Genomic DNA, 21,803 nt, shown 5'->3' on the forward strand with positions numbered 1-21,803 from the left:
GCAGAAAGTAAATTGTTTAATATTGTTTTTCCGGTAGTATTGCCGGATTTTAAAAATTTGGTTCAAAATTTGAATTCTAAAATTTTACAAGCATTAAAGTCAAAAAATCATGTATAAAAAGATTGTAGCTTTTTCGTTAGCTGTTGTCATGATGGTTTCATGTACAACGGTGCCTATCACAGGTCGCAGACAATTCAACTTAGTTTCTGATGCTGAAATGCAACAACAGAGTTATGCCGCATATCAGCAGGTAATCAGCGAAAGCAAGTTATCCCGCGATGCACAGGCGACGGCCATGGTAAAACGTGTGGGACAACGCGTGCAGAAAGCAGTAGAGCAGTATATGGCCCAGAATAATCTTTCCAATGAGTTAAAGGGCTATCAGTGGGAGTTTAACCTGATAGAAGATGATCAGATCAATGCCTGGGCAATGGCAGGTGGTAAAACAGCAGTTTATACAGGTATTTTGCCGATTGCACAAAACGAAACCGGTCTTGCTGTCGTAATGGGGCATGAGATTGCGCATGCTATTGCCAAGCACAGTAACGAGCGGGCGAGCCAGCAGTTGGCTCAGCAGTTTGGAGGTGCAACACTTTCTGCCCTTGCGGGTAGCCAGCCAGGGACTACTCAAAACCTGATGATGGCTGTCTATGGCGTTGGCTCACAGTTAGGCCTGTTAAAGTATGGCCGTAACCAGGAGTCGGAGGCCGATCATTTGGGGCTTATTTTTATGGCAATGGCAGGGTACAACCCGCAGGCAGCAGTGCCTTTCTGGCAGCGTATGGAGCAACAGGCCGGTGGTGCGGGAACCCCGGAGTTCCTGTCAACGCACCCTAGCTCAGGTACCCGCCAAAAGGATCTGCAGCAATGGATGCCGGAGGCGTTAAAGTACTATAAAGGAAATTAAGGTTAAATAATAGATTGCATTTTGTGGCAGAAAGTACCCGTGTGAAGGTAGTGTATAAACTATCAGTTTTGAAAGGGAAATGGTACAGTTTAGCGCTTTGCCTGTTGCTTTGGACAATAGCTGCTGGCTGCAGGCAGCAGCAGTTTCCAGAAGTAGTTGATGATGTGGTTGTAGAGCAGGCAGAGGCTGAAGTAGTAAGGGGGCAGATACTGGCACAGGTCAGCTCAGAAGGTGAGATCAGGTATGTGGTGCCTAAGCAGGAATTTATGCAGCCTTTTATCAAAGAGTTTGGCGATGGAACAGTGGTGGATAAAACCATGATCCGAAAGGTGCAGGAAAGTGATGATGTGGAGCCGATCTATTACCTGGTAGGTCTGGGCATCCGAAACGGAGCTTTCAGATCGATGGCACTGGAGTTGGAATTGGGGGCTGATAACAGCTTGTACCTGAGTAGCGCGAGTGTAAAGCACATGTGTAGCGCCAGCCTCGATTGCGACTTCTGCTACTTCACGTTTTCTGGCAACAAAATAATTGGTTGCGAGTGTTCTAAAAGAAATGCTGGCAGCGAATGCCGTTATAATGTGGAGGAGCGTAATACCTTGTTAGATGAGATGAAAATAAGCTCGCCACGATAGAAATACCATCAAAAAAGAGGCTGCCATTTTATGGCAGCCTCTTTTTTGCTATATAATTCCACTTAGGAAATACTGCTTTGCATGCTGCGCAGCCTGATGCGGGTTAGTATTTTCTTGGTATACAGAGGGAATTCGCTTTTCATCATCCAATCATAATAGCTTGGCTCTTTTTGTAATACCTCTTCTACAGGCACGTTTTTATATTTGCCGAAGTTAAATACTTCCTGCCCGGTATTGTTGTAGGCAATTCTTCCTGATAAGTCGGCTGTTTTTTCGAAAGTGAACTTATGCAGTATAGACATATCGTTCTGGATCGGGAATTCCTCTACACCTTCTGTAATTTCCAGAGGAGTTGTCTGGTAACGGTCGAGCTGGGCCATCAGAATATGGTAGGTGGCAACAGTATCGGCCTCTGCACTGTGTGCATTCTCCAGTGTTTTGTTGCAGTAATACTGGTAGGCGGCAGATAAAGTACGTTTCTCCATCATGTGAAATATACGGCAGGCATCCACTACATTCCTGTTCTCAATGTCAAAGTCTATCCCTACGCGCAGGAATTCTTCGGCCAGAAGCGGGATGTCAAAGCGCACTAAATTATACCCGCCCAGGTCACAGCCTTTCAGAAAACCATCCAGATCTTTGGCTATCATTTTAAAGGTAGGGCAGTCTTTTACATCCTCGTCGTATATTTTATGGATAAGGCTCGACTCCAACGGAATGGGTATGGTAGGATTGATCTTCCTGGTTCTTAAGATTTCTTCACCATCCGGCATTATCTTCAGCACACTTATTTCTACAATCCGGTCTTTGCATATATCTGTGCCTGTTGTTTCAAGGTCGAAGAATACAATGGGGCGTTTCAGGTTCAGTTTCATTTGGCTGTACTTTATAGGTTACAGAACCGCTTTGGTGAGCGCCTCCATGTTAATATTGTTGTAGTTACCCGAGCTCATAAGCAGCAGACTCGCATGTTGCCAGTTCTGGCTGAGCAGGTGCTGCTCCAGGGCGGCTGAATCGGTGAATACTCTCAGTGCAGGATTCTGAAAGGCGGCTTTTAGCTCTTCCTCCGATAGCATTTCCATGCGTTTGTGCTCCAACGTTTTCGGGTTGAAGTATACAATAGGATCGTCGGCTTTTGCCAAGGCTCCTGCATACTGAGGAATAAAGCTTTTGTTCAGGCTGCTGAAGGTATGCAGCTCCAGGCAGGCTACCAGACGACGCTCCGGGTACTGGGCTTTTACAGCCTCCGTGGTTGCTTTCACTTTAGAGGGGGCATGGGCAAAGTCGCGGAAGAGTACGGTAGAATTACTTTCACCTAATTTCTCCAGTCTTTTGGCGGCCCCTTTAAATGTGCGAAGCGCCTGGTAGAAATCATGTGCTTTTATGCCAATTTTCTTACAAACTTCCTTGGCGGCACTAATATTACGGAGGTTATGCTCTCCGAAAAGCTGAATTTCAATGTCACCTTCCTTTTTAGTATGCAGAATTGTTTTGCCATTTTTTATAGCATGGTCGTGTACGCCATACCCGATATAGGCAATATCAGCCGGGTTGCGTGGCACGGCTGCCAAAAGCACCTGCTCATCGTCCTGGTTATAAATGAGGGTACCGGCCTTTGGAGTCATTTCGGCAAAAATGCGGAACTGATCGCGGTATACTTTAGGATCTGGAAAAACATTGATATGGTCCCAGCTAATGCCGCTGATAACGCCGATGTGGTGGTTGTATAAATGGAATTTCGGAACACGCTTGATCGGGTCTGACAGGTATTCGTCTCCCTCAATGATGATAACAGGAGCATCGTCAGTTAACTTCACCATTCGGTCGAAGCCTTCTAACTGGGCACCCACAGCATAATCGAACAGGCGGTTCTGCTGTTTCAGCACATGCATGATAATAGATGTAATGGAAGTTTTGCCATGGCTGCCTCCAATTACGATGCGCTGCTTGTCTTTCGACTGTTCATAAATAAATTCTGGGAAGGAGTATACCGGAATGTTTAACTCCTGTGCTTTTAGCAGCTCTGGATTATCGGCTCGGGCATGCATTCCCAGTATAATGGCATCTGGTCTTGTATCAAGCTTCTCCGGAAACCAGCCTTCCTGTGCAGGCAGCAGTCCGGCAGAAGCTAATCTGCTCTTGGCAGGTTCAAAAATTTCATCGTCAGATCCTGTTATTTTCAGGCCTTTATCGTGCAATGCCAACGCCAGGTTGTGCATAATACTGCCACCAATGGCAATCAGGTGTATGTGCTGTTGTTCCTTCTTCTCCATAGCCACGCTAAATATGTTCGCTAACCTACAAATTTAAAATTCATTAGCTAAAATAAAATAGCTATAAACTAATATGTTGATATCTTGTACTGAATTGTGGATTACTCTTTCGCAATTGTGGATTACTCGGAAGCCTTTCTTTTTAAATTTGTAACTATGGAGGAGATGAAAATGAACGTGCGGCCCGTTGGCAACCGTAACGGGTGGAGCAAAAAAGCACCTGCTGTTTCTGAGTTGGGTAAAAAACCGCCGCAGGCACTGGATTTGGAAGAGGCCGTATTAGGTGCTCTGATGTTAGAGAAAGATGCGCTTACGACGGTTATTGATATCTTAAGGCCTCAAAGTTTTTATAAAGAGGCGCATCAGCGTATTTTTAAAGCTATTCTGGCTCTCTTCGACAAGTCAGAACCAATTGATATATTAACGGTAACCCAAGAATTGCGGGAGCATGGAGAGCTTGAACTGGCAGGAGGCGCTTACTATGTAACGCAGCTGACCTCCAGGGTTAACTCGGCGGCCAACATCGAGTACCACGCGCGTATTATCACTGAAAACTCCATTAAACGCGATCTGATTTCCATATCTTCTGAGGTGCTTTCGAGTGCTTTTGAAGATACAACCGATGTATTCGACCTGCTCGATAAAACGGAGGCCAAGCTCTACGAGGTATCCGAATCGAACATTCGTAAGAACTTCGATGACATGCGTTCGCTCATGCACCAGGCCATTAAGGAACTGGAGGAGAAGCGTAAGCAAACAGATGGCCTTACAGGTGTGCCAAGTGGCATGACTGCTCTGGACCGCGTTACCTCCGGCTGGCAACCTTCCGACCTGATTATCCTGGCTGCCCGCCCTGCAATGGGTAAAACAGCGTTTGTGCTTTCCTGCCTGCGGAATGCGGCAGTTGATTTTAAGAAAGGCGTAGCTATCTTCTCGCTGGAGATGTCGTCGCTGCAGCTGGTTAATCGTCTTATCTCTTCTGAGGCCGAACTGGATTCTGAAAAGATCAAAAAAGGAAGCCTGGAAGATTATGAGTGGGCACAGCTTAACCATAAGATCTCCAAGCTAACAGAGGCGCCTATTTTTATTGACGATACACCGGGCTTATCTATTCGTGAGCTTCGTACCAAGTGCCGCCGCCTAAAAGCGCAGTACGATATACAGATGGTTATTATTGACTACCTGCAGTTGATGAGCGGGAACGCTGAAGGCAAGGGTGGAGGGAACCGCGAACAGGAAATTGCGTCTATTTCACGGGCCATGAAAATGCTGGCCAAAGAGCTGAACGTGCCGGTAATCGCTCTGTCGCAGCTGAGCCGTGCCGTTGAAACCCGGGGTGGCGATAAGCGTCCGCAACTTTCCGACCTTCGTGAATCCGGTTCCATAGAGCAGGATGCCGACATGGTGCTCTTCCTGTACCGCCCCGAATACTATGGCATTACCGAAGACGAAATGGGCAACCCTACTGCCGGAGTAGGAGAGGTTATTATTGCCAAGCATCGTAACGGTTCCCTGGAAAACGTGCAGTTGAAGTTTATCGGTAAGTATACCAAATTTACTAACCTTGATAATGACTTCGGAGGCGATAGCATGGGTGGATTTAACGCGCTGCCTAATTCTACCTTCGATACCGACTCTCCGGGTTCTATAAGGTTAGGCAGCCGCATGAATGATGGTTCTTCTGGCGGCGGCGGAGGTTTCCCGACTTCTAATTTTGATGAAGAACCGCCGTTTTAAAGCTTAGAGAACCTCGGAAGTGAGTTAGAGCAGTTTTATGCTCTTTTAATAAGAATCTAACGAATGAGTTCCTATAAATTTATTCACTTTTAGCCAAAAGTGTGAAAAGCCGCTGCGTTCTTCTGATGAGCCAGCGGCTTTTCTTGTTATTTGCTTTACATCCACTCCACCTTCTCGTCGAGAGGTATAGTTCTTTTGCCCTTCGGAACCGGTTTGTCGGTGTAGCCTATATATAGGATTCCCAGCACCAGGTCTTCCTCTTTTAGCTGGAGGTATTCTTTCATAACAGGATGGTAGGCCATCCCGCCCGAGCCCCAGTAACTGGCAATACCAGCAGCTGTTGCGCCTAATAAAAAGTTTTGCACAGCGCAGGATGCCGCCGCAATTTCTTCCAGGGCAGGTATTTTAGGTAAGTTGCCGCGCTGCATCACAGCAATAACGATATGAGAAGCCTGGTCACCCATGTGTTTGATCTGCTCGTACTTTACTTCCAGAAAGTTTTCTGCGCCTATATGCTGCTTATACAGTTCGGCATGGTCGGCACAAAACGACTTTACTTTTTCACCAGCATATACTTTAAAGCGCCAGGGCTCAGTATAGCCGTGTGTCGGTGCCCAATCGGCCAGGCTTAGCAATTGGCTTACCTGCTCATCCGGAATCCGGTTGCCATTCATCTGAGGAGGCTTTACTGTTCTTCGGGTTTTAATTACCTCGCTGATCGTTGAAAATGCTATATCCATTTTACAAATTATCGTTTTAAGTAAGGGTGGAGCTTCATGTAAGAAAAAGCTACTTGATGGTAAGCAGCCATTGGTGGGCTGGCTCTTCTTCCTCAAACATCTTTATCTCCATAAAGTTATCGATGCGCTGGTGTAGCTGATGAAAAGACATTTTGCCGTATACGCCCGGGGCAAGCACCTGCGCCATGTATTGCAAGCCCAGCGAAACAGCAGTTGGAGTCCAGTAGCTGGTAATCCAATCGTTGGCAATGTCCCAGGGGCCGATTAACTCCCTATGGCTATTTAATAATTTGGGGCATGGTTGCTGGCGAATCATATCCAGATAAGCAGTGCCTCCCTTCTGTACTGTCTCCAGGCTTTGGACACCTGTCCAGCGAGCGCAGATAAATTGGTTGTTCTCTTCCCGCTCCAGTACCAGAAATATATCTCCATTAGCTTTTGTAAGCTCTATTTTAGTCATGAGCTGATATAAGTCCCTGTTTTAAAACAGCTATACTGTTTTTTTGTAATGTGGGGAGGTAAAATTAAGAAGGAAGTGCTTTAAGACAAGAAAAAAACCAGGATAAATGGAAGACACATAAAAAAGCCTGAGCAAACCAGCTGCTCAGGCTTTGGAAATATAAGTTAACCTGCGTTATTTTAATTTTAGATCCAGCTGTATCTGCTCGATTTTCTGATCCAGCTTCTCCGCAGTAGCATCAAATTCCTCTTTAGAGGCTAAAGGCTCATTTACGCTAAAGTAGAATTTAATTTTAGGTTCGGTACCAGAAGGGCGAGCCGATATTTTACTGCCATCTTCGGTCAGGTACTGTAACACGTTAGAACTTTCCTGGTTCAGCTTGCTTTCTTCCCCGGTCTGAAGGTTTTTAACCGTACTGAATTTATAATCGCTTACTGTTACAACAGGAGAACCTGCAATTGTTTTAGGAGGGTTGCTGCGCATGTCCTGCATCATTTGCTGAATTTCTTCGGCACCGCGCATTCCTTTTTTCGTGATGGAGATGAGTTCTTCTTTGTAGAAGCCGTAGTTCGTATACATCTCAATCATCATTTCAAATAAAGACTGTCCGTTATCTTTGGCCACAGCGGCCATTTCAGCAATAAGTGCACAGGAGGAGATAGCGTCTTTATCGCGCACAAAGTCTCCGGCCAGGTAGCCATAGCTTTCCTCGCCACCGCCTATATAGGTTTCTTTGCCTTCCAGCTCACGGATTACCTCTGCAATGTATTTAAAGCCTGTTAAGGTTTCATACATGGTAACGTTATAGCTATCGGAAATTTTCCTGATCAGGTCGGTGGTTACAATCGTCTTAACAACAAACTCCTTTCCCGTTAATTTATCGGCCTTTTTCCAGGCCTGCAGCAGGTAGTTGATCAGGAGAGAGCCTGTTTGGTTACCGTTAACTAAAACAAACTCGCCGTTAAGATTCTTTACAGCAATTCCTACACGGTCAGAGTCAGGATCGGTAGCTAATACCAAGTCGGCATCGATTTCGGCTGCCTTTTTCATCGCCAGTGTCATGGCTTCTTTTTCCTCCGGGTTCGGATAAACTACCGTTGGAAAGTTGCCGTTTGGCTCTGATTGTTCTTCTACCACATGCACGTTCGTAAAGCCAAAGCGCTCCAGCACCTTAGGTACCAGCGTAATGCCTGTGCCATGAATAGGTGTATACACGATTTTAAGGTCGTGCTGGCGTTTAATGGCTTCCTGTGAGATAGACAAGCCAAGTACTTTTTCGATGTAAGCTTCGTCTACCTGAGAACCGATCATCTCAATGTTCTCTGGTTTTGCCTCAAATTTCACCTCATCAACAGACGTGATTTTGTTTACTTCGGCAATAATGTTTTTATCGTGAGGCGCTACTACCTGACCTCCGTCGTTCCAGTAGGCTTTATAACCGTTATATTCTTTAGGGTTGTGAGATGCCGTGATAACTACACCGCTCTGGCAGCCCAGGTGGCGGATTGCAAACGACAATTCTGGTGTAGGGCGAAGTGCCTCGAAGAGGTACACCTTAATGTCGTTGGCCGAAAAAATATCGGCTGTAACACGGGCAAATTTATCGGAATTGTTGCGGCTGTCGTGTGCAATGGCAACGCTGATCTGCTGGTTCGGGAAGCTTTGTTTTAAGTAGTTGCAAAGGCCTTGCGTGGCCATACCCAGGGTATAGCGGTTCATGCGGTTGCTTCCTGCACCCATGATTCCCCGTAAACCACCTGTGCCAAACTCCAGGTTTTTATAAAAGGCATCATTCAGCGCATCTTCTTCATTGCGGTCCAGTAAGTCCTGAATTTCTGCTTTTGTAGCCTCGTCGTAGTTGCCAGTAAGCCATTGGTCAATCTTTTCGTGTATTCCTGCTTCTATCATTTCGGTTTTAGGTTAATTAGATATGGTGCAATTTCGCCAGCTGCTGCAGTCAGAAAGGAAAGCTATAGCTGCCGGAGTGTAATATATAAATATCAAAATAAATAAATTCTATACGTATTTTTAATCGGACTGTACATTATTTTTATATTAAAGGTTACCTCTCAGCTCCTGTTCCCGCTCAATTGCTTCGAATAAAGCTTTAAAGTTGCCTTTGCCAAACGATTTGGCCCCTTTCCGCTGAATAATTTCGTAAAACACTGTAGGCCGATCTTCTACAGGCTTGGTAAAGATCTGGAGCAGGTAGCCTTCTTCATCTCTATCAACCAGAATGTTTTGCTTCTTAAGCTCTTCCATTTCTTCATCTATTGTACCTACCCGTTCGAAAAGATCTTCGTAGTACGTCTCGGGCACATATAAGAAGTCTACGCCACGGCTTCGCAGCTCAGCGACTGTATGCAGTATATTGTCTGTGGCGATGGCGATGTGTTGTACGCCTGCCCCATGGTAAAAATCCAGGTACTCGTCAATCTGGGATTTCTTTTTGCCCTTCGCCGGCTCATTGATGGGGAATTTTACATAGCCATTTCCATTGGAAACCACTTTTGACATCAGGGCTGTATATTCAGTGCTGATGTCTTTATCGTCGAATGTAATGAGCAGGCTAAAGCCCATTACTTTTTCATAAAACGATACCCACTCATTCATCTTACCTAGTTCTACGTTTCCAACGCAATGGTCTACATACTTAAGGCCCACCGGCTCCACCTGGAGCTGCGAGGAGCGGGCTACATAACCCGGCAAAAATGGGCCACTGTAGTTACGGCGCTCAACAAAGGTATGAATGGTGTCGCCGTAGGTATGAATCGAAGCCGTTTTTACTTCTCCGAACTCATCGCTAAGCGTTTGCAGCTCGCTGGCCGGTTTTGCCCCACGTGCCAGGGTGTCGTAGTATGATTTTTCAGCATCATCCACCCAAAGTGCCAGCACCTTTACCCCGTCGCCATGCAGGTATACATGCTTTGAAATAGCTGAGTCTGGGTGAAGAGAAGTGGTAAAAACAAAACGAATCTTATCCTGTACCAGCACATAAGAAGCACGGTCGCGCAGGCCTGTTTCAGGTCCGGCGTAGGCTACCAGTTTAAAACCGAACGCAGTTTGGTAAAAATGAGCTGCCTGCTTGGCGTTGCCCACATAGAACTCTATGTGGTCGGTGCCATTCAGCGGTAAAATATCTGTAGTCATAGTTTTTATAAGATTAGTTTTATGTAAATGTAAGATTTTTCTTCAATCTTCAAAATGTGGGTGGTTTTGGGAATTTTTGCAGGGAATATTTGCAATTACTAATGCATAGTTTAAACTTTGTAAAAAACGGAATTAAGCTATAGCTATGAATGCAGAAGCCCTGAACACTTTGTTGGTTGCCATTATCCAGAAGAAAGAAGAACTGAATGCGCTTGATTATAACGATTCGCGCTACGATGATATAGAAGAAGAGCTACACGACCTGGAAGACGATTTTAACGAAGAATACGGTGATTACCTGGAAGATGTACTGGAAGATGTGCACGATAAATTAAAATCTGATACAGATATTCTGTTGCCAACGGCCTATGTAGCCAACTCACTTAACGGAAACTACATTAACAGCAACGGAGAGAAAGAGGGTGTTTGGGTAGAGTCGGATCAGTTTTCGGGTGTGGATATGCGCCTGTTACTTATCGCAAACCCTGCGCGCTTTGTGGTGCTGATCGGCGACCAGGTAAGAGAACTTTGGAAGGCTGAATAAGCTCAGGTACAACCTGGGACTTTGGTTCTGGCAAAAGCCGCATCTGCTTATGCATAGCAGGTGCGGCTTTTGTGTTTAGCAGGTTTTCTGCGAAGGCTGCAACAGGTTATGTTTATGGCTGCTCTCTGCATATTAACCATACGTTTAGGTTACCGTAGTGAATGGTAATATGCCTGCTCTTTCTATTATTAAAACAAAACTTAATTACAGACAATGATCTATACTGACTTTAAAGAAACACTTTCGGCCAATAAGCCTCCAGCAGAAGCCTCTGTTTATTTAAAGGCTTTGTGGTATGATGGGAAAGGCGACTGGGAAAATGCACATGAGCTGATCCAGGATTTACCTGATAAAAATGCTGCCTGGATTCATGCTTTTCTGCACAGGAAAGAGGGAGATATCTGGAATGCTGATTATTGGTACAGAAGGGCAGACAATAGCAGGCCGTCTGTAAGCCTGGAGGATGAGTGGAAGCAACTGGTACAGGCCTTCCTGTAACCTTGCCTGCAGAAATAAAACAGGAGCTATTTACCTGCCAAGATAACAGCTAAATAGCTCCGTACTTCTTTCTTAACTGTAGCTTACCTTTCCAGTACAATCAGATCAGCCGAGGCACGGTTAAGAGCGATCGGAATGTTGTTCAGTACTGCCGTACGGATCAACGTCTGGATATCGTGCTCATGGCCATGGGGAGTTTCTGCATCTATGAAGAAAATTATCTTTTCTACTTCACCCTGTAAAATTTTAGCGGCTAAAAGAATATCTCCTCCGCTTGGGCCGTGGCCGAATGGCTGCACATTCAAACCAAGTATGTCATTGATCAGAGCCGATGTATTACTGGTGCCAATCAGTGTGTGGCCTTTCAGGGATTCCTGGTTTTCTTTTACCCAGTTCAGAAGTTCAGTTTTCTTGTTGTTGTGAGCGATTAACGCAATGCTTTTCATATATAAGTTGCTATAGTTGTCTGCAATCAGCCAGTAACGTATCGTTTGTGATGCAGGAGTGAATATAGTAAACTTTTTATTAACTAACGCCGACTGCTGTTTGTACGATCTAAAATTGGAGTTACGTTATTTTAGCTTTATTTTCCCGCTTACTTAACCGAAACCCGTAGTCATGTCTTATACTCCCAATCCTGCACGCTATCAGCACATGGAATACCGCCGGTGTGGTAAGAGCGGCTTAAAGTTATCGGCTTTGTCGCTTGGCCTGTGGCACAATTTCGGGCATGTAGATGTGCTGGAAAATTCGCGCCGGATTTTGCGACTGGCTTTTGACTCAGGCATTACCCACTTTGACCTGGCCAATAACTATGGGCCTCCTGCCGGTTCAGCCGAAGAGAATTTTGGGAAGATACTACGGCAGGATTTCAGCGGCTATCGGGATGAAATAATTATATCCACCAAAGCGGGTTATGGAATGTGGGAAGGACCCTACGGCGACTGGGGGTCTAAGAAATATTTGGTTGCCAGCCTCGACCAGAGCCTGAAACGTATGGGGCTGGACTATGTTGACATTTTCTACCACCACCGCCCTGACCCGGAAACTCCTTTAGAAGAAACCATGGCAGCGCTCAATCTTCTGGTGCGGCAGGGAAAAGCCCTGTATGTGGGTATTTCTAACTACCACCCGGCAGAGGCGGCAAAAGCGTTTTCTATTTTAAAAGACCTGGGCACGCCATGCCTGATTCACCAGCCGAAGTATTCTATGTTTGTGCGTTGGGTAGAAGAGGAGGGGCTGCTCGAACTGCTCCACGAGCAGGGCGTAGGCTGCATTCCTTTCTCACCGCTGGCACAGGGGCTTTTAACCAGTAAGTATCTGAAGGGTATACCTGCCGGTTCGCGTGCCGCAAAAGTCCACGGGCATTTGCAGGAAAACGATATTACAGAAGAAAAAGTAGCTAAAGTACGGGCGTTAAATAACCTGGCACAGCAGCGCAACCAGTCGCTGGCACAAATGGCTCTTGCCTGGTTACTGAAAGATGAACGTGTTACGTCTGTGTTGATTGGAGCCAGCTCTGCCGAACAGTTGACTGACTCGCTTCAGTGCCTGCAGCATACAGCCTTTCGCCCGGATGAACTGGAGGCCATTGAGAAGATTCTGCAAGCCTAGGCCTGCAATACAATCCTGTGGATCTGCAAGAGTTATCAGAGTTTACAGGCTCTTGATGTGCCGGAACGACAGGTGTGGTCGCAATTTATTAAGAAAGTTGAGTTGTAGGCTCCTGTGCGAAGAAATTGATGCCTTCGCACAGGAGTCCTTATTGCCATCAGCACATTAAGCTTTTCTTGGTTTGGCTCTTTCGTACTGGTCCGGCCATTTAATATCTGCCCCTAACTCGTGTGCTGCATGTAGCGGGAAGTAAGGATCGCGGAGCATCTCTCTGGCTAAAAGCACTATGTCTGCCTGGCCATCAGCAATAATGGCTTCTGCCTGGCTTGCATTTGTTATCATGCCTACGGCACCAGTTAAAATGCCTGTCTCTTTCCTGATACTTTCAGCAAATTCCACCTGGTAACCTGGGCCGACAGGTATTGGTGCTTTGGGTACATTGCCTCCCGTAGAACAGTCAATCAGGTCTACCCCTTTTTCCTTTAGTATGGTTGCCAGGGCTATAGAATCTTCGCCTGTCCAGCCGCCTTCAGTCCAGTCGGTAGCCGAAATCCTGACAAACAACGGATATTGTGCTGGCCATACCTCTTTTACAGCTTCAATTGTTTCCAATAAGAAGCGGATTCTGTTTTCGAAAGAGCCACCGTAGGTATCGGTTCTTTTATTGCTGAGCGGCGAAAGAAACTCGTGAAACAGGTATCCATGTGCAGCATGTATTTCGATAATCTCAAAGCCAGCTTCTGCAGCCCGGGCAGTTGCTGCTCTAAAATCGGTTATTACTTTCTGAATCCCAGCTTCGTCCAGAGCCAGTGGAGCCGGTTCGGATGCAGTAAATGGCACAGCACTGGGCGCAACCGTTTGCCAGCCGTGTTCTTCTTCCGGAGCAATGGCAGTTCCGCCTTTCCATGGGCTTCTGTGGCTTGCCTTTCTACCTGCATGCGCCAGCTGTATACCGGCTACTGTACCATACTCCTTTATAAAGGCAACAATGCGCTTCAAGTTAGAAAGGTGCGCATCCTGCCATATTCCCAGGTCATCGGGCGTAATTCTCCCTTCCGGCGATACAGCAGTGGCTTCGAGTATGATAAGTCCTGCTCCACCTACAGCCCTGCTTCCCAGGTGCACCAGATGCCAGTCATTCGCAAAGCCATCTTTAGCAGAATACTGGCACATAGGAGAAACAGCTATCCTGTTTTTAAACTCGATCTCTTTGATTTTTAAAGGACTAAAAAGCTGTGACATGAAATGTTCGTATTTGTGATTTGTCAGAAAAAGAAATAATTTGTAACGAGTATAAACAAAAGAAGTATATACAATCAATAAGCAACAGTACTCGTAAGCTATTAAAATTTCTTTATCTACGAGATTGAAATGTTTATTATACCTTACACCAGGTGTGTTAGTTAAGTATCACACAAGAATTATTGGCAGGTAGAAGATTTACTTTAGCAGATAAAGCCTGTTGCATTGCTGAGCATCATGGGAAGGAGTGCGTAGGATAAATTGTTCTGGCTAACTGTGAGGTGTGGAAAAAAGTATCTGCAGTAGCTTAAGTAAGTTCTGGAAATAAGAGTTAAACATATCTTTTAACAGTAAACAAAACAGGAAATGGCAAATACAAGATGGACCTCTGACCCAACCCACTCCGAAATTCAGTTTAAGGTAAAGCACCTCATGATTACAACGGTAACGGGTTACTTTGGCAAATTTAATGTGGAAGTAGAAACCGAAAGAGATGATTTTACAAAAGCATCCACCATTGTGTTCACTGCCGATGTTGATTCGATCAGCACGAACAATGAGCAGCGCGACACACACCTGAAATCAGCTGATTTCTTTGACGCAGAGAATCACTCACAGGTAAAATTTGTGGGCAATAAGTATGAGCATGCCAGTGGAGATGACTACAAATTGCACGGTGAACTGACTATAAGAGGAACGACCAAGCCAGTAACAGTTAATGTAGAGTTTGGCGGTGTAGTGGTTGACCCGTATGGCCAGACAAAAGCAGGCTTTACCATAACAGGCAAGATAAACCGCAAGGAATTCGGTTTAAGCTGGAATGCGGTAACCGAAGCAGGCAGTGTAGTCGTAAGCGATGAGATTCGCCTAAATGCCGAAGTGCAGCTTGTAAAGCAAGGCTAAGCAATAACAAAAACATACAGAAAGTGGCCGGGTAGATGAATAGTTTACCCGGTCTTATTTTTAGATTCGCAATAAAAATTAAATTTTATTTGTATTTAAATAATAAATTAAAGATATTGCTTTTATAATATGAAAAAACAGCTTCAAAACATTATTAGCAGCATTATTCGCCTTGTGGTTATTATCACGAAGGGAAGGAGATGGCTTGCATAATAAATTTAACAACCGAAGCTTACATTTAGCCAGGCAGCCATCTCGAAACAGATGGCTTTTTTGTTTTTATACCCTTGGCTTTTAAAAAGAAACGCTACCGCTAACAATAACCAGGTATGAGTAAAAGTACTTAGCTACAGCAAATTTAAGCATACCTTACTTGTTTTGATATTGTATTGGGTACTAGTATAAGGTATTGAAAATTAATACATTAATGAAATATAAGGCAATTTTAGAAATAGTAGGGTTTTGCAAATATGAATTTTATAGGAGTAAGTAATTCTGTGTATTTGTAACCATATTATTTGAATGCCTGCTTTAAGCGTTAAATAAACTTAACAAAACGAATGTCACTTAATAAATACAGCGGTCTTTATACAAGAGACGATAGCTTTCCTGCTGCTCAAGCCATGCTAATAGGTTCTGGTCTTTCTGAAGAAGATTTAAGAAAACCTTTTGTCGGGATCTGTTCAACCGGGTTCGACGGGAACACCTGCAACATGCACCTGAACGGTTTAGCCGATGAAGTGAAAAAAGGTGTAAACCAGTTAGGAATGGTAGGGCTGCGGTTTAATACCATTGGTGTAAGCGATGGGATCACAAACGGTAATGCAGGCATGCGCTACTCACTGGTGTCCAGGGAAATAATTGCAGACTCGATAGAGACCATTACTGGTGCCCATTATTACGATGCCCTGGCATGTGTGGTGGGTTGTGACAAAAATATGCCCGGTACGCTCATAGCCATGGCCCGCCTGAACAGGCCGTCGCTCATGGTTTATGGTGGTACTATCAAAGGTGGAGAATTTAAAGGGGAGAAGCTGAACATTGTTTCCTGCTTCGAAGCATACGGTAAGAAGCTCAATAACCAGATTTCAGACGAAGATTACCGGGGCATCATTAACAATGCATGCCCAGGGCCGGGTGCCTGTGGGGGCATGTATACTGCCAATACCATGGCGGCAGCGGCAGAGGCACTGGGTATGTCTATTCCATTCTCTTCTTCTTCTATTGCGGTAAGCCAGGCGAAGCGTGATGAATGCCTGAGCACGGGCCACTACCTGCTGCACCTGCTCGAGAAAGACATCAAACCAAGAGATATTTTAACCCGCGAAGCATTCGAAAATGCCCTGGTGCTGATTACGGTATTGGGTGGATCTACCAATGCTGTGATTCACCTGATAGCGATTGCGCATGCAGCAGGAGTAAAGTTAACCATGGATGACTTTCAGGCGGTGAGCAACAGAACACCTGTGCTGGCCGACCTGAAACCAAGTGGTAAGTACCTGATGGAAGATCTTTCTGCAATGGGCGGTATTCCGAGTGTGATGAAAATGCTGCTGAACGAAGGTTTAATTAATGGAGATTTACTGACGGTTACTGGAAAAACAGTAGCGGAGAACCTAATAGATGTGGAACCGCTGGGGGAAGAGCAGGACCTGCTGAGGCCGCTGTCTAACCCGATTAAAGCTGACGGTCATATCCAGACATTATACGGTAACCTCGCACCAAAGGGCGCAGTTGCTAAAATTTCAGGTAAAGAAGGATTAAAGTTCGAAGGACCTGCTATTGTCTTCAATTCCGAAGAAGAATTGAACGAGGGCATTGCCCAGCATAAAATCAAACCCGGGAATGTGGTCGTAATCCGTTATGTAGGTCCGAAAGGCGGACCAGGTATGCCGGAGATGTTAAAACCGACTTCAGCCATTATGGGTGCCGGGCTGGGCGATAAGGTGGCTTTGATTACCGATGGACGCTTCTCTGGTGGCACCCACGGCTTTGTAATTGGCCACGTTTGCCCGGAGGCCTATGATGGCGGCCCGATTGCCCTGGTAGAGGATGGTGATATTATCTCGCTGGATGCAATCAATAATAAAATTGAGGTTAAGGTAGATGATGCGTTGCTTAGCCTGCGTGCCGACAAATGGGTAAAGCCTAAGCCGAACGTACAGCAGGGAGTCCTGCTAAAATATCTCAGAACGGTAAGCGATGCGAGTAACGGATGTATAACTGATTTAGACGAGACTCATGTTAACGAAAGAGAAACAAGCTCCAGAATTGCTTGAGGAAACAAAACCAATAACAGGTGCCGAGGCACTGATAATGGGTTTGCTGGAAGAAGGGGTTGATACCATTTTTGGCTATCCCGGTGGTGCCATCATGCCGATTTACGATGCTCTTTACGATTATCGTGAAAAGCTTAACCATGTGCTGGTGCGCCATGAGCAAGGTGGTATCCATGCCGGGCAGGGGTATGCACGCTCATCTGGTAAGGTAGGCGTGGTATTTGCCACCAGCGGACCGGGTGCCACAAACCTGATTACGGGTTTAGCGGATGCGCTGATAGATAGCACACCTTTGGTATGTATTACAGGCCAGGTATTCGCTCATTTATTGGGAACAGATGCTTTTCAGGAAGCGGATGTAATCAGTATCACCACACCTGTTACGAAATGGAACCACCAGGTTACCGATGCCAGCGAGATATGTGATACTTTAGCCAAAGCTTTTCATATTGCCAGAAGCGGCAGGCCTGGTCCGGTTTTGATTGATATTACGAAAAACGCACAGCTCCAGAAATTTGATTTTAAAGGCTATACCTGCTGTGATCATATCAGGAGCTATCGCCCGAAACCGATCGTGCGCAAAGAATATATTGAACAGGCAGCAGACCTGATTAACCAGGCACAGAAGCCATTTGTGCTATGGGGACAGGGTGTTATACTGGGCGCAGCAGAAAAGGAGTTCAAAGCCTTTATCGAAAAAACAGGTATACCTGCTGCCTGGACCATTATGGGAGCTGGTGCCTTGCCAAGTGATCATCCGCAGAATGTTGGTATGCTGGGCATGCACGGCAACTATGGCCCGAATGTCATGACCAACGAGTGTGATGTGCTGATTGCCATTGGTATGCGCTTCGACGACCGGGTAACCGGCAGGCTGGATAAGTATGCCAAGCAAGCCAAGGTAATTCACCTGGATATCGACCCTTCGGAGATTAGCAAGAACGTAACGGCAACTGTGCCTGTGTGGGGCGACTGCAAAGAAACGCTGCCATTGCTAACCGCACTGGTAGAAGAGAAAAAACATACCGAGTGGCTGGAGAAATTTAATGAGTACGAGCAGAAGGAGGTAGAGGCTGTCATACAGGATGAGCTATTCCCGGCTTCCGGCGAACTGACGATGGGAGAGGTAATCCAGCAGCTGAATGAGCTTACCCAAGGTGAGGCCATTATAGTAACGGATGTTGGCCAGCACCAGATGGTCGCCTGCCGCTATGCCAAACTGAACCATACCCGCAGCAACATTACCAGCGGAGGCCTGGGAACAATGGGCTTTGCGCTTCCGGCTGCTATAGGTGCCAAGTTCGGGGCTCAGGACAGAACCGTGGTTGCTGTTATCGGCGATGGCGGTTTCCAGATGACACTACAGGAGTTAGGTACAATCATGCAGAGTGGAGTAGATGTGAAGATCCTGATTCTTAATAACCAGTTTCTGGGCATGGTGCGGCAGTGGCAGGAGCTTTTCCACGAAAGGCGCTACTCCTTTGTAGATATCACCAGCCCGAACTTTGTAACGGTGGCAAGTGGCTATGGCATTGCAGGCAGAAGCATTTCCGAACGAGACGATCTGAAAGGCGCGCTGGAGCAAATGCTGAACCACAAAGGCTCTTTCTTGCTGGAAGTAATGGTAACCAAAGAAAACAATGTGTTCCCGATGGTGCCGCAAGGCTGTAGCGTGAGTGAAATCAGATTAAAGTAATCTTCCTTAGAAGAACAAGATAAAATTATGACAGATCAGAAACCGGTAGAAAAACAGGAGTACAACATCACGGTATATACCGAGAACCAGGTTGGACTGCTGAACCGAATCGCTATCATTTTCTCCAGGAGGAAGCTGAATATCGAGAGCTTCAATTCCTCCCCATCCGAAATAGAGGGTATTCATCGCTTTAACATCGTGATACACGAGACAGAAGAAGTGGTGCGCAAAATTGCCGGGCAGATTGAGAAGCAGGTAGAGGTATTAAAGGTTTACTACCATACCAATGAGGATGTGATCTGGCAGGAAATGGCGCTCTATAAGGTGCCAACCGATGTAATTGCTGAAAAAGCTGTTGTAGAACGCCTGTTGCGTGAGAACGGAGCCCGGGCTGTGGTGATCCGCAAAGACTATACGGTGTTTGAAACCACTGGTCACCGCGAAGAAACCGATAACCTGATTAAAGTACTGCAGCCGTTCGGCCTGATCGAGTTTGTAAGAAGTGCCCGCATCGCCATTATTAAAGACAGCGAAGGCTTTAACAGAAAGCTGCGTGAGTTTGAGAAAAAAGAACCTGGCCACGAAGTAGTAGAAAACGAATTCCTGAATAATCGGGATAAAGTGTTTACGATGTAAAACAAGACGCAGGGTATAAGACTTACTTTAAACACTTAGTAAATGGCAGAAATAAAAAAGCCTTTTGTCTGATATCCTCAGTCTATAAAAAAATAATCTTTTAACCATAAAACTAGCTAAAACAAAATGGCAACTATCAATTTTGGAGGAGTAGACGAAACAGTAATCACCCGTGACGAATTTCCTCTTTCTAAAGCACGTGAAGTCCTTAAAGATGAAGTAATCGCAGTAATTGGTTATGGTGTGCAAGGCCCTGGACAAGCCCTTAACATGCGAGACAATGGATTTAATGTGATAGTTGGACAGCGTAAAGATTCTCCATCGTGGGAGAGAGCTATAAGTGATGGCTTTGTAGAAGGTGAAACATTATTCTCGATAGAGGAAGCGGCTGAGCGTGGCACCATCATCTGTAACCTGCTTTCGGATGCCGGTCAGATTGCGGTTTGGCCAACGCTGAAAGAAAAGCTTACACCTGGCAAAACGCTTTATTTTTCTCATGGCTTCGGCATCACCTTTAAAGAGCAAACCAATATTATACCGCCAGCGGATGTGGATGTGATTCTGGTGGCGCCAAAAGGCAGCGGTACCAGCTTGCGCAGGTTATTTTTGGCTGGAGGCGGACTTAACTCCTCGTTTGCTGTTTTCCAGGATGCGTCCGGTAAAGCATTCGAAAAGGCTGTAGCTATGGGAATAGGTGTGGGCTCCGGTTACCTGTTCGAAACCGATTTCAAAAAAGAAGTATACAGCGACTTAACTGGTGAGCGCGGTGTATTAATGGGTGCGCTGGCAGGTATTATCGAGGCACAGTACCAGGTATTACGTCAGCGTGGCCATTCTCCTTCAGAGGCATTTAACGAAACAGTAGAAGAACTGACACAAAGCCTGGTGCCACTGGTAGGTGAAAACGGCATGGACTGGATGTTCTCCAACTGCTCTGTAACAGCACAGCGCGGTGCCCTGGATTGGAAAGGGAAGTTCAGAGAAGCTACACTGCCGGTACTAAACGAGCTATACGATAGCGTTGCTTCCGGAAAAGAAGCAGAGCGTACCATCCAGAGAGGTTCTACACCTGGTTACCGCCAGGAACTGGAAGCAGAGCTGAAAGAGGTACGTGATTCAGAATTATGGCAAACAGGAGCTGTTGTGAGAAAGCTCCGCTCTAAGTAATAAATTCAATGGATAAAGATATAGTGCTGGATACGGTAGTTTCGGTAGGCAATGTAGAGCGGGCGGCAAGAAACCTGCGAGGCGTTATCTCTAAAACCCCTCTGCTGCAGAACCTGTGGCTTTCGCAAACTTATAATGCCGATGTGTACCTGAAGCGGGAAGACCTGCAGGTGGTGCGTTCTTATAAGATTCGGGGAGCCTACAATAAGATTTCAACGCTTACTCCGGAGGAGAGCGAAAAGGAGATTGTATGCTCCAGTGCCGGAAATCATGCACAGGGTGTGGCTTATGCATGCCAGTTACTCGGTATTAAAGGCTATATCTTTATGCCAGCCAATACACCTGCCCAAAAGGTAAACAAGGTGCGCATGTTTGGCAAAGACAAGGTAGAGATTGTGCTCACAGGCGCTACCTACGACGATACCTTTAAAGCCGCCAAAACTTTCTGCGACGAGCGTGGCAGTACTTTTATTCCGCCTTTCGACGATATGGCCATTGTAGAAGGACAGGCTACCGTTGGGCTGGAGATATTACGCGATGCTTCTTTTTCTATTGATTACCTGTTTATGCCGATTGGAGGCGGTGGTTTAGCAGCTGGTGTATCCAGCATATTTAAACAGATAAGTCCTCAAACAAAGCTGATAGGTGTGCAGCCCTTAGGGGCACCTTCTATGTACAAATCAATTAAAGAGAATAAGAGGCAGGTGCTGGAAACAATTGATAGCTTTGTAGATGGCGCAGCGGTAAAGTCTCCGGGGGAGCTAACCTTCGAAATATGCAAAGAGCTTCTGGATGATATTGTACTGGTGCCCGAAGGGCAGATATGCGAAGATATCCTGAAGATGTACAACGAAGAAGGTGTGGTATTGGAGCCTGCCGGTACGCTGAGTATTTCTGCGCTGAAAGCTTATGCCGAGCAGATTGCAGGAAAAAATATAGTGTGTGTGGTAAGTGGCAGCAACAACGATATCACCCGAATGGAGGATATAAAGGAGCGGGCTATGCAGCACCAGGGGCTTAAGCACTACTTTATGGTAACGTTTAGTCAAAAGCCTGGTGCGCTCAGAACTTTTGTAAACAAGGTGTTGCACCCCGACGATGACATTATTCATTTCCAGTACATCAAAAAGAACAACAAAGAAAAAGGTCCTGTTTTTATAGGTGTGGAAGTAAAGCAGCCCCACGATGTAGAGGCCATTAAAGCCCGCATGTCGGAAGAAGGTTTTACTTACGAGTATCTGAACGGTAAACAAGACTTCCTGAACCTATTAGTTTAGTTAAGTAGTTTAGTTTAGTTTTGAGTGAAAGCCCTGCCTGGTGAA

Annotated in this window: 20 protein-coding genes; 12 read left to right on the top strand and 8 right to left on the bottom strand. The window is 45.8% G+C overall.

Annotated features, from left to right (window positions below):
• Positions 1–109 precede the first annotated feature (109 nt).
• Together C1N53_RS01750 and C1N53_RS01755 are read left to right on the top strand one after the other, a co-directional pair.
• The gene (locus C1N53_RS01750; protein WP_137757687.1) at positions 110–907 is read left to right on the top strand and encodes a M48 family metallopeptidase; all 798 of its coding nucleotides are present in this window, start codon (positions 110–112) and stop codon (positions 905–907) included.
• Between the two features lie 23 nt (positions 908–930).
• Positions 931–1,542: a hypothetical protein gene (locus C1N53_RS01755; protein WP_240773353.1), complete on the top strand. Its 612-nt coding sequence runs from the start codon at positions 931–933 to the stop codon at positions 1,540–1,542.
• A 62-nt stretch (positions 1,543–1,604) separates the two neighbouring features.
• Here the strand turns inward: C1N53_RS01755 and C1N53_RS01760 are convergent, their stop codons facing one another.
• Both C1N53_RS01760 and murC read right to left on the bottom strand, forming a co-directional pair.
• Entirely contained in the window at positions 1,605–2,417 is an 813-nt protein-coding gene (locus tag C1N53_RS01760; protein ID WP_137757688.1) for a 3'-5' exonuclease, read from the bottom strand.
• A gap of 18 nt (positions 2,418–2,435) precedes the next feature.
• Positions 2,436–3,815 carry a UDP-N-acetylmuramate--L-alanine ligase gene (gene murC, locus C1N53_RS01765; protein WP_137757689.1) on the bottom strand — a complete coding sequence of 460 codons (1,380 nt, stop codon included), beginning with the start codon at positions 3,813–3,815 and terminating at the stop codon, positions 2,436–2,438.
• A gap of 156 nt (positions 3,816–3,971) precedes the next feature.
• On the opposite strand from murC, the gene dnaB reads away from it, so the two are divergent.
• Positions 3,972–5,552 carry a replicative DNA helicase gene (dnaB, locus tag C1N53_RS01770; protein ID WP_137757690.1) on the top strand — a complete coding sequence of 527 codons (1,581 nt, stop codon included), beginning with the start codon at positions 3,972–3,974 and terminating at the stop codon, positions 5,550–5,552.
• A gap of 155 nt (positions 5,553–5,707) precedes the next feature.
• Here dnaB and C1N53_RS01775 read toward each other — a convergent pair whose 3' ends face one another.
• From C1N53_RS01775 to hppD, 4 genes are all read right to left on the bottom strand, one after another.
• Positions 5,708–6,292 (bottom strand): nitroreductase, encoded by a 585-nt coding sequence (locus C1N53_RS01775; RefSeq protein ID WP_137757691.1) that lies wholly within the window; start codon positions 6,290–6,292, stop codon positions 5,708–5,710.
• 49 nt (positions 6,293–6,341) lie between these two features.
• On the bottom strand, positions 6,342–6,752 hold the full coding sequence (locus tag C1N53_RS01780) for a hypothetical protein (RefSeq protein ID WP_137757692.1): 411 nt from the start codon (positions 6,750–6,752) through the stop codon (positions 6,342–6,344).
• 174 nt (positions 6,753–6,926) lie between these two features.
• On the bottom strand, positions 6,927–8,660 hold the full coding sequence (locus C1N53_RS01785) for a phospho-sugar mutase (RefSeq protein ID WP_137757693.1): 1,734 nt from the start codon (positions 8,658–8,660) through the stop codon (positions 6,927–6,929).
• A 147-nt stretch (positions 8,661–8,807) separates the two neighbouring features.
• Positions 8,808–9,902 (bottom strand): 4-hydroxyphenylpyruvate dioxygenase, encoded by a 1,095-nt coding sequence (hppD, locus tag C1N53_RS01790; protein WP_137757694.1) that lies wholly within the window; start codon positions 9,900–9,902, stop codon positions 8,808–8,810.
• A 145-nt stretch (positions 9,903–10,047) separates the two neighbouring features.
• On the opposite strand from hppD, the gene C1N53_RS01795 reads away from it, so the two are divergent.
• On the top strand, positions 10,048–10,446 hold the full coding sequence (locus tag C1N53_RS01795; protein WP_137757695.1) for a hypothetical protein: 399 nt from the start codon (positions 10,048–10,050) through the stop codon (positions 10,444–10,446).
• A 213-nt stretch (positions 10,447–10,659) separates the two neighbouring features.
• Positions 10,660–10,944 carry a hypothetical protein gene (locus C1N53_RS01800; protein ID WP_137757696.1) on the top strand — a complete coding sequence of 95 codons (285 nt, stop codon included), beginning with the start codon at positions 10,660–10,662 and terminating at the stop codon, positions 10,942–10,944.
• An 83-nt stretch (positions 10,945–11,027) separates the two neighbouring features.
• On the opposite strand, the gene C1N53_RS01805 is transcribed toward C1N53_RS01800, so the two are convergent.
• Positions 11,028–11,390 carry a methylglyoxal synthase gene (locus C1N53_RS01805; protein ID WP_137757697.1) on the bottom strand — a complete coding sequence of 121 codons (363 nt, stop codon included), beginning with the start codon at positions 11,388–11,390 and terminating at the stop codon, positions 11,028–11,030.
• 172 nt (positions 11,391–11,562) lie between these two features.
• On the opposite strand from C1N53_RS01805, the gene mgrA reads away from it, so the two are divergent.
• The gene (gene mgrA / locus C1N53_RS01810) at positions 11,563–12,558 is read left to right on the top strand and encodes an L-glyceraldehyde 3-phosphate reductase (RefSeq protein WP_137757698.1); all 996 of its coding nucleotides are present in this window, start codon (positions 11,563–11,565) and stop codon (positions 12,556–12,558) included.
• 165 nt (positions 12,559–12,723) lie between these two features.
• Here the strand turns inward: mgrA and namA are convergent, their stop codons facing one another.
• The gene (namA, locus tag C1N53_RS01815) at positions 12,724–13,800 is read right to left on the bottom strand and encodes an NADPH dehydrogenase NamA (protein WP_137757699.1); all 1,077 of its coding nucleotides are present in this window, start codon (positions 13,798–13,800) and stop codon (positions 12,724–12,726) included.
• A 366-nt stretch (positions 13,801–14,166) separates the two neighbouring features.
• Between namA and C1N53_RS01820 the strand changes: the two genes are divergently transcribed.
• The 6 genes from C1N53_RS01820 (at position 14,167) to ilvA (ending at position 21,758) form a co-directional block, all read left to right on the top strand.
• The gene (locus tag C1N53_RS01820) at positions 14,167–14,703 is read left to right on the top strand and encodes a YceI family protein (RefSeq protein WP_137757700.1); all 537 of its coding nucleotides are present in this window, start codon (positions 14,167–14,169) and stop codon (positions 14,701–14,703) included.
• A 560-nt stretch (positions 14,704–15,263) separates the two neighbouring features.
• On the top strand, positions 15,264–16,982 hold the full coding sequence (gene ilvD / locus C1N53_RS01825) for a dihydroxy-acid dehydratase (protein WP_137757701.1): 1,719 nt from the start codon (positions 15,264–15,266) through the stop codon (positions 16,980–16,982).
• Positions 16,945–18,678, top strand: a complete 1,734-nt coding sequence (ilvB, locus tag C1N53_RS01830; RefSeq protein WP_137757702.1) for a biosynthetic-type acetolactate synthase large subunit — start codon at positions 16,945–16,947, stop codon at positions 18,676–18,678. The genes ilvD and ilvB overlap by 38 nt, the downstream gene beginning before the upstream one ends.
• Positions 18,679–18,705: 27 nt before the next feature.
• Positions 18,706–19,314, top strand: a complete 609-nt coding sequence (ilvN, locus tag C1N53_RS01835) for an acetolactate synthase small subunit (RefSeq protein WP_137757703.1) — start codon at positions 18,706–18,708, stop codon at positions 19,312–19,314.
• A gap of 126 nt (positions 19,315–19,440) precedes the next feature.
• The gene (gene ilvC, locus C1N53_RS01840; RefSeq protein WP_137757704.1) at positions 19,441–20,481 is read left to right on the top strand and encodes a ketol-acid reductoisomerase; all 1,041 of its coding nucleotides are present in this window, start codon (positions 19,441–19,443) and stop codon (positions 20,479–20,481) included.
• 8 nt (positions 20,482–20,489) lie between these two features.
• Positions 20,490–21,758, top strand: a complete 1,269-nt coding sequence (gene ilvA, locus C1N53_RS01845) for a threonine ammonia-lyase IlvA (protein ID WP_137757705.1) — start codon at positions 20,490–20,492, stop codon at positions 21,756–21,758.
• Positions 21,759–21,803 lie beyond the last annotated feature (45 nt).

It is taken from the genome of Pontibacter sp. SGAir0037 (assembly GCF_005491705.1).
In the GTDB taxonomy this organism is placed as follows: domain Bacteria; phylum Bacteroidota; class Bacteroidia; order Cytophagales; family Hymenobacteraceae; genus Pontibacter.

Coding starts and splice junctions, on each gene's coding strand:
- C1N53_RS01750 (WP_137757687.1), top strand. CDS start 110: ATGTATAAAAAGATTGTAGCTTTTTCGTTAGCTGTTGTCATGATGGTT.
- C1N53_RS01760 (WP_137757688.1), bottom strand. CDS start 2,417: ATGAAACTGAACCTGAAACGCCCCATTGTATTCTTCGACCTTGAAACA.
- murC (WP_137757689.1), bottom strand. CDS start 3,815: ATGGAGAAGAAGGAACAACAGCACATACACCTGATTGCCATTGGTGGC.
- dnaB (WP_137757690.1), top strand. CDS start 3,972: ATGGAGGAGATGAAAATGAACGTGCGGCCCGTTGGCAACCGTAACGGG.
- C1N53_RS01775 (WP_137757691.1), bottom strand. CDS start 6,292: ATGGATATAGCATTTTCAACGATCAGCGAGGTAATTAAAACCCGAAGA.
- C1N53_RS01780 (WP_137757692.1), bottom strand. CDS start 6,752: ATGACTAAAATAGAGCTTACAAAAGCTAATGGAGATATATTTCTGGTA.
- C1N53_RS01785 (WP_137757693.1), bottom strand. CDS start 8,660: ATGATAGAAGCAGGAATACACGAAAAGATTGACCAATGGCTTACTGGC.
- hppD (WP_137757694.1), bottom strand. CDS start 9,902: ATGACTACAGATATTTTACCGCTGAATGGCACCGACCACATAGAGTTC.
- C1N53_RS01795 (WP_137757695.1), top strand. CDS start 10,048: ATGAATGCAGAAGCCCTGAACACTTTGTTGGTTGCCATTATCCAGAAG.
- C1N53_RS01800 (WP_137757696.1), top strand. CDS start 10,660: ATGATCTATACTGACTTTAAAGAAACACTTTCGGCCAATAAGCCTCCA.
- C1N53_RS01805 (WP_137757697.1), bottom strand. CDS start 11,390: ATGAAAAGCATTGCGTTAATCGCTCACAACAACAAGAAAACTGAACTT.
- mgrA (WP_137757698.1), top strand. CDS start 11,563: ATGTCTTATACTCCCAATCCTGCACGCTATCAGCACATGGAATACCGC.
- namA (WP_137757699.1), bottom strand. CDS start 13,800: ATGTCACAGCTTTTTAGTCCTTTAAAAATCAAAGAGATCGAGTTTAAA.
- C1N53_RS01820 (WP_137757700.1), top strand. CDS start 14,167: ATGGCAAATACAAGATGGACCTCTGACCCAACCCACTCCGAAATTCAG.
- ilvD (WP_137757701.1), top strand. CDS start 15,264: ATGTCACTTAATAAATACAGCGGTCTTTATACAAGAGACGATAGCTTT.
- ilvB (WP_137757702.1), top strand. CDS start 16,945: ATGTTAACGAAAGAGAAACAAGCTCCAGAATTGCTTGAGGAAACAAAA.
- ilvN (WP_137757703.1), top strand. CDS start 18,706: ATGACAGATCAGAAACCGGTAGAAAAACAGGAGTACAACATCACGGTA.
- ilvC (WP_137757704.1), top strand. CDS start 19,441: ATGGCAACTATCAATTTTGGAGGAGTAGACGAAACAGTAATCACCCGT.
- ilvA (WP_137757705.1), top strand. CDS start 20,490: ATGGATAAAGATATAGTGCTGGATACGGTAGTTTCGGTAGGCAATGTA.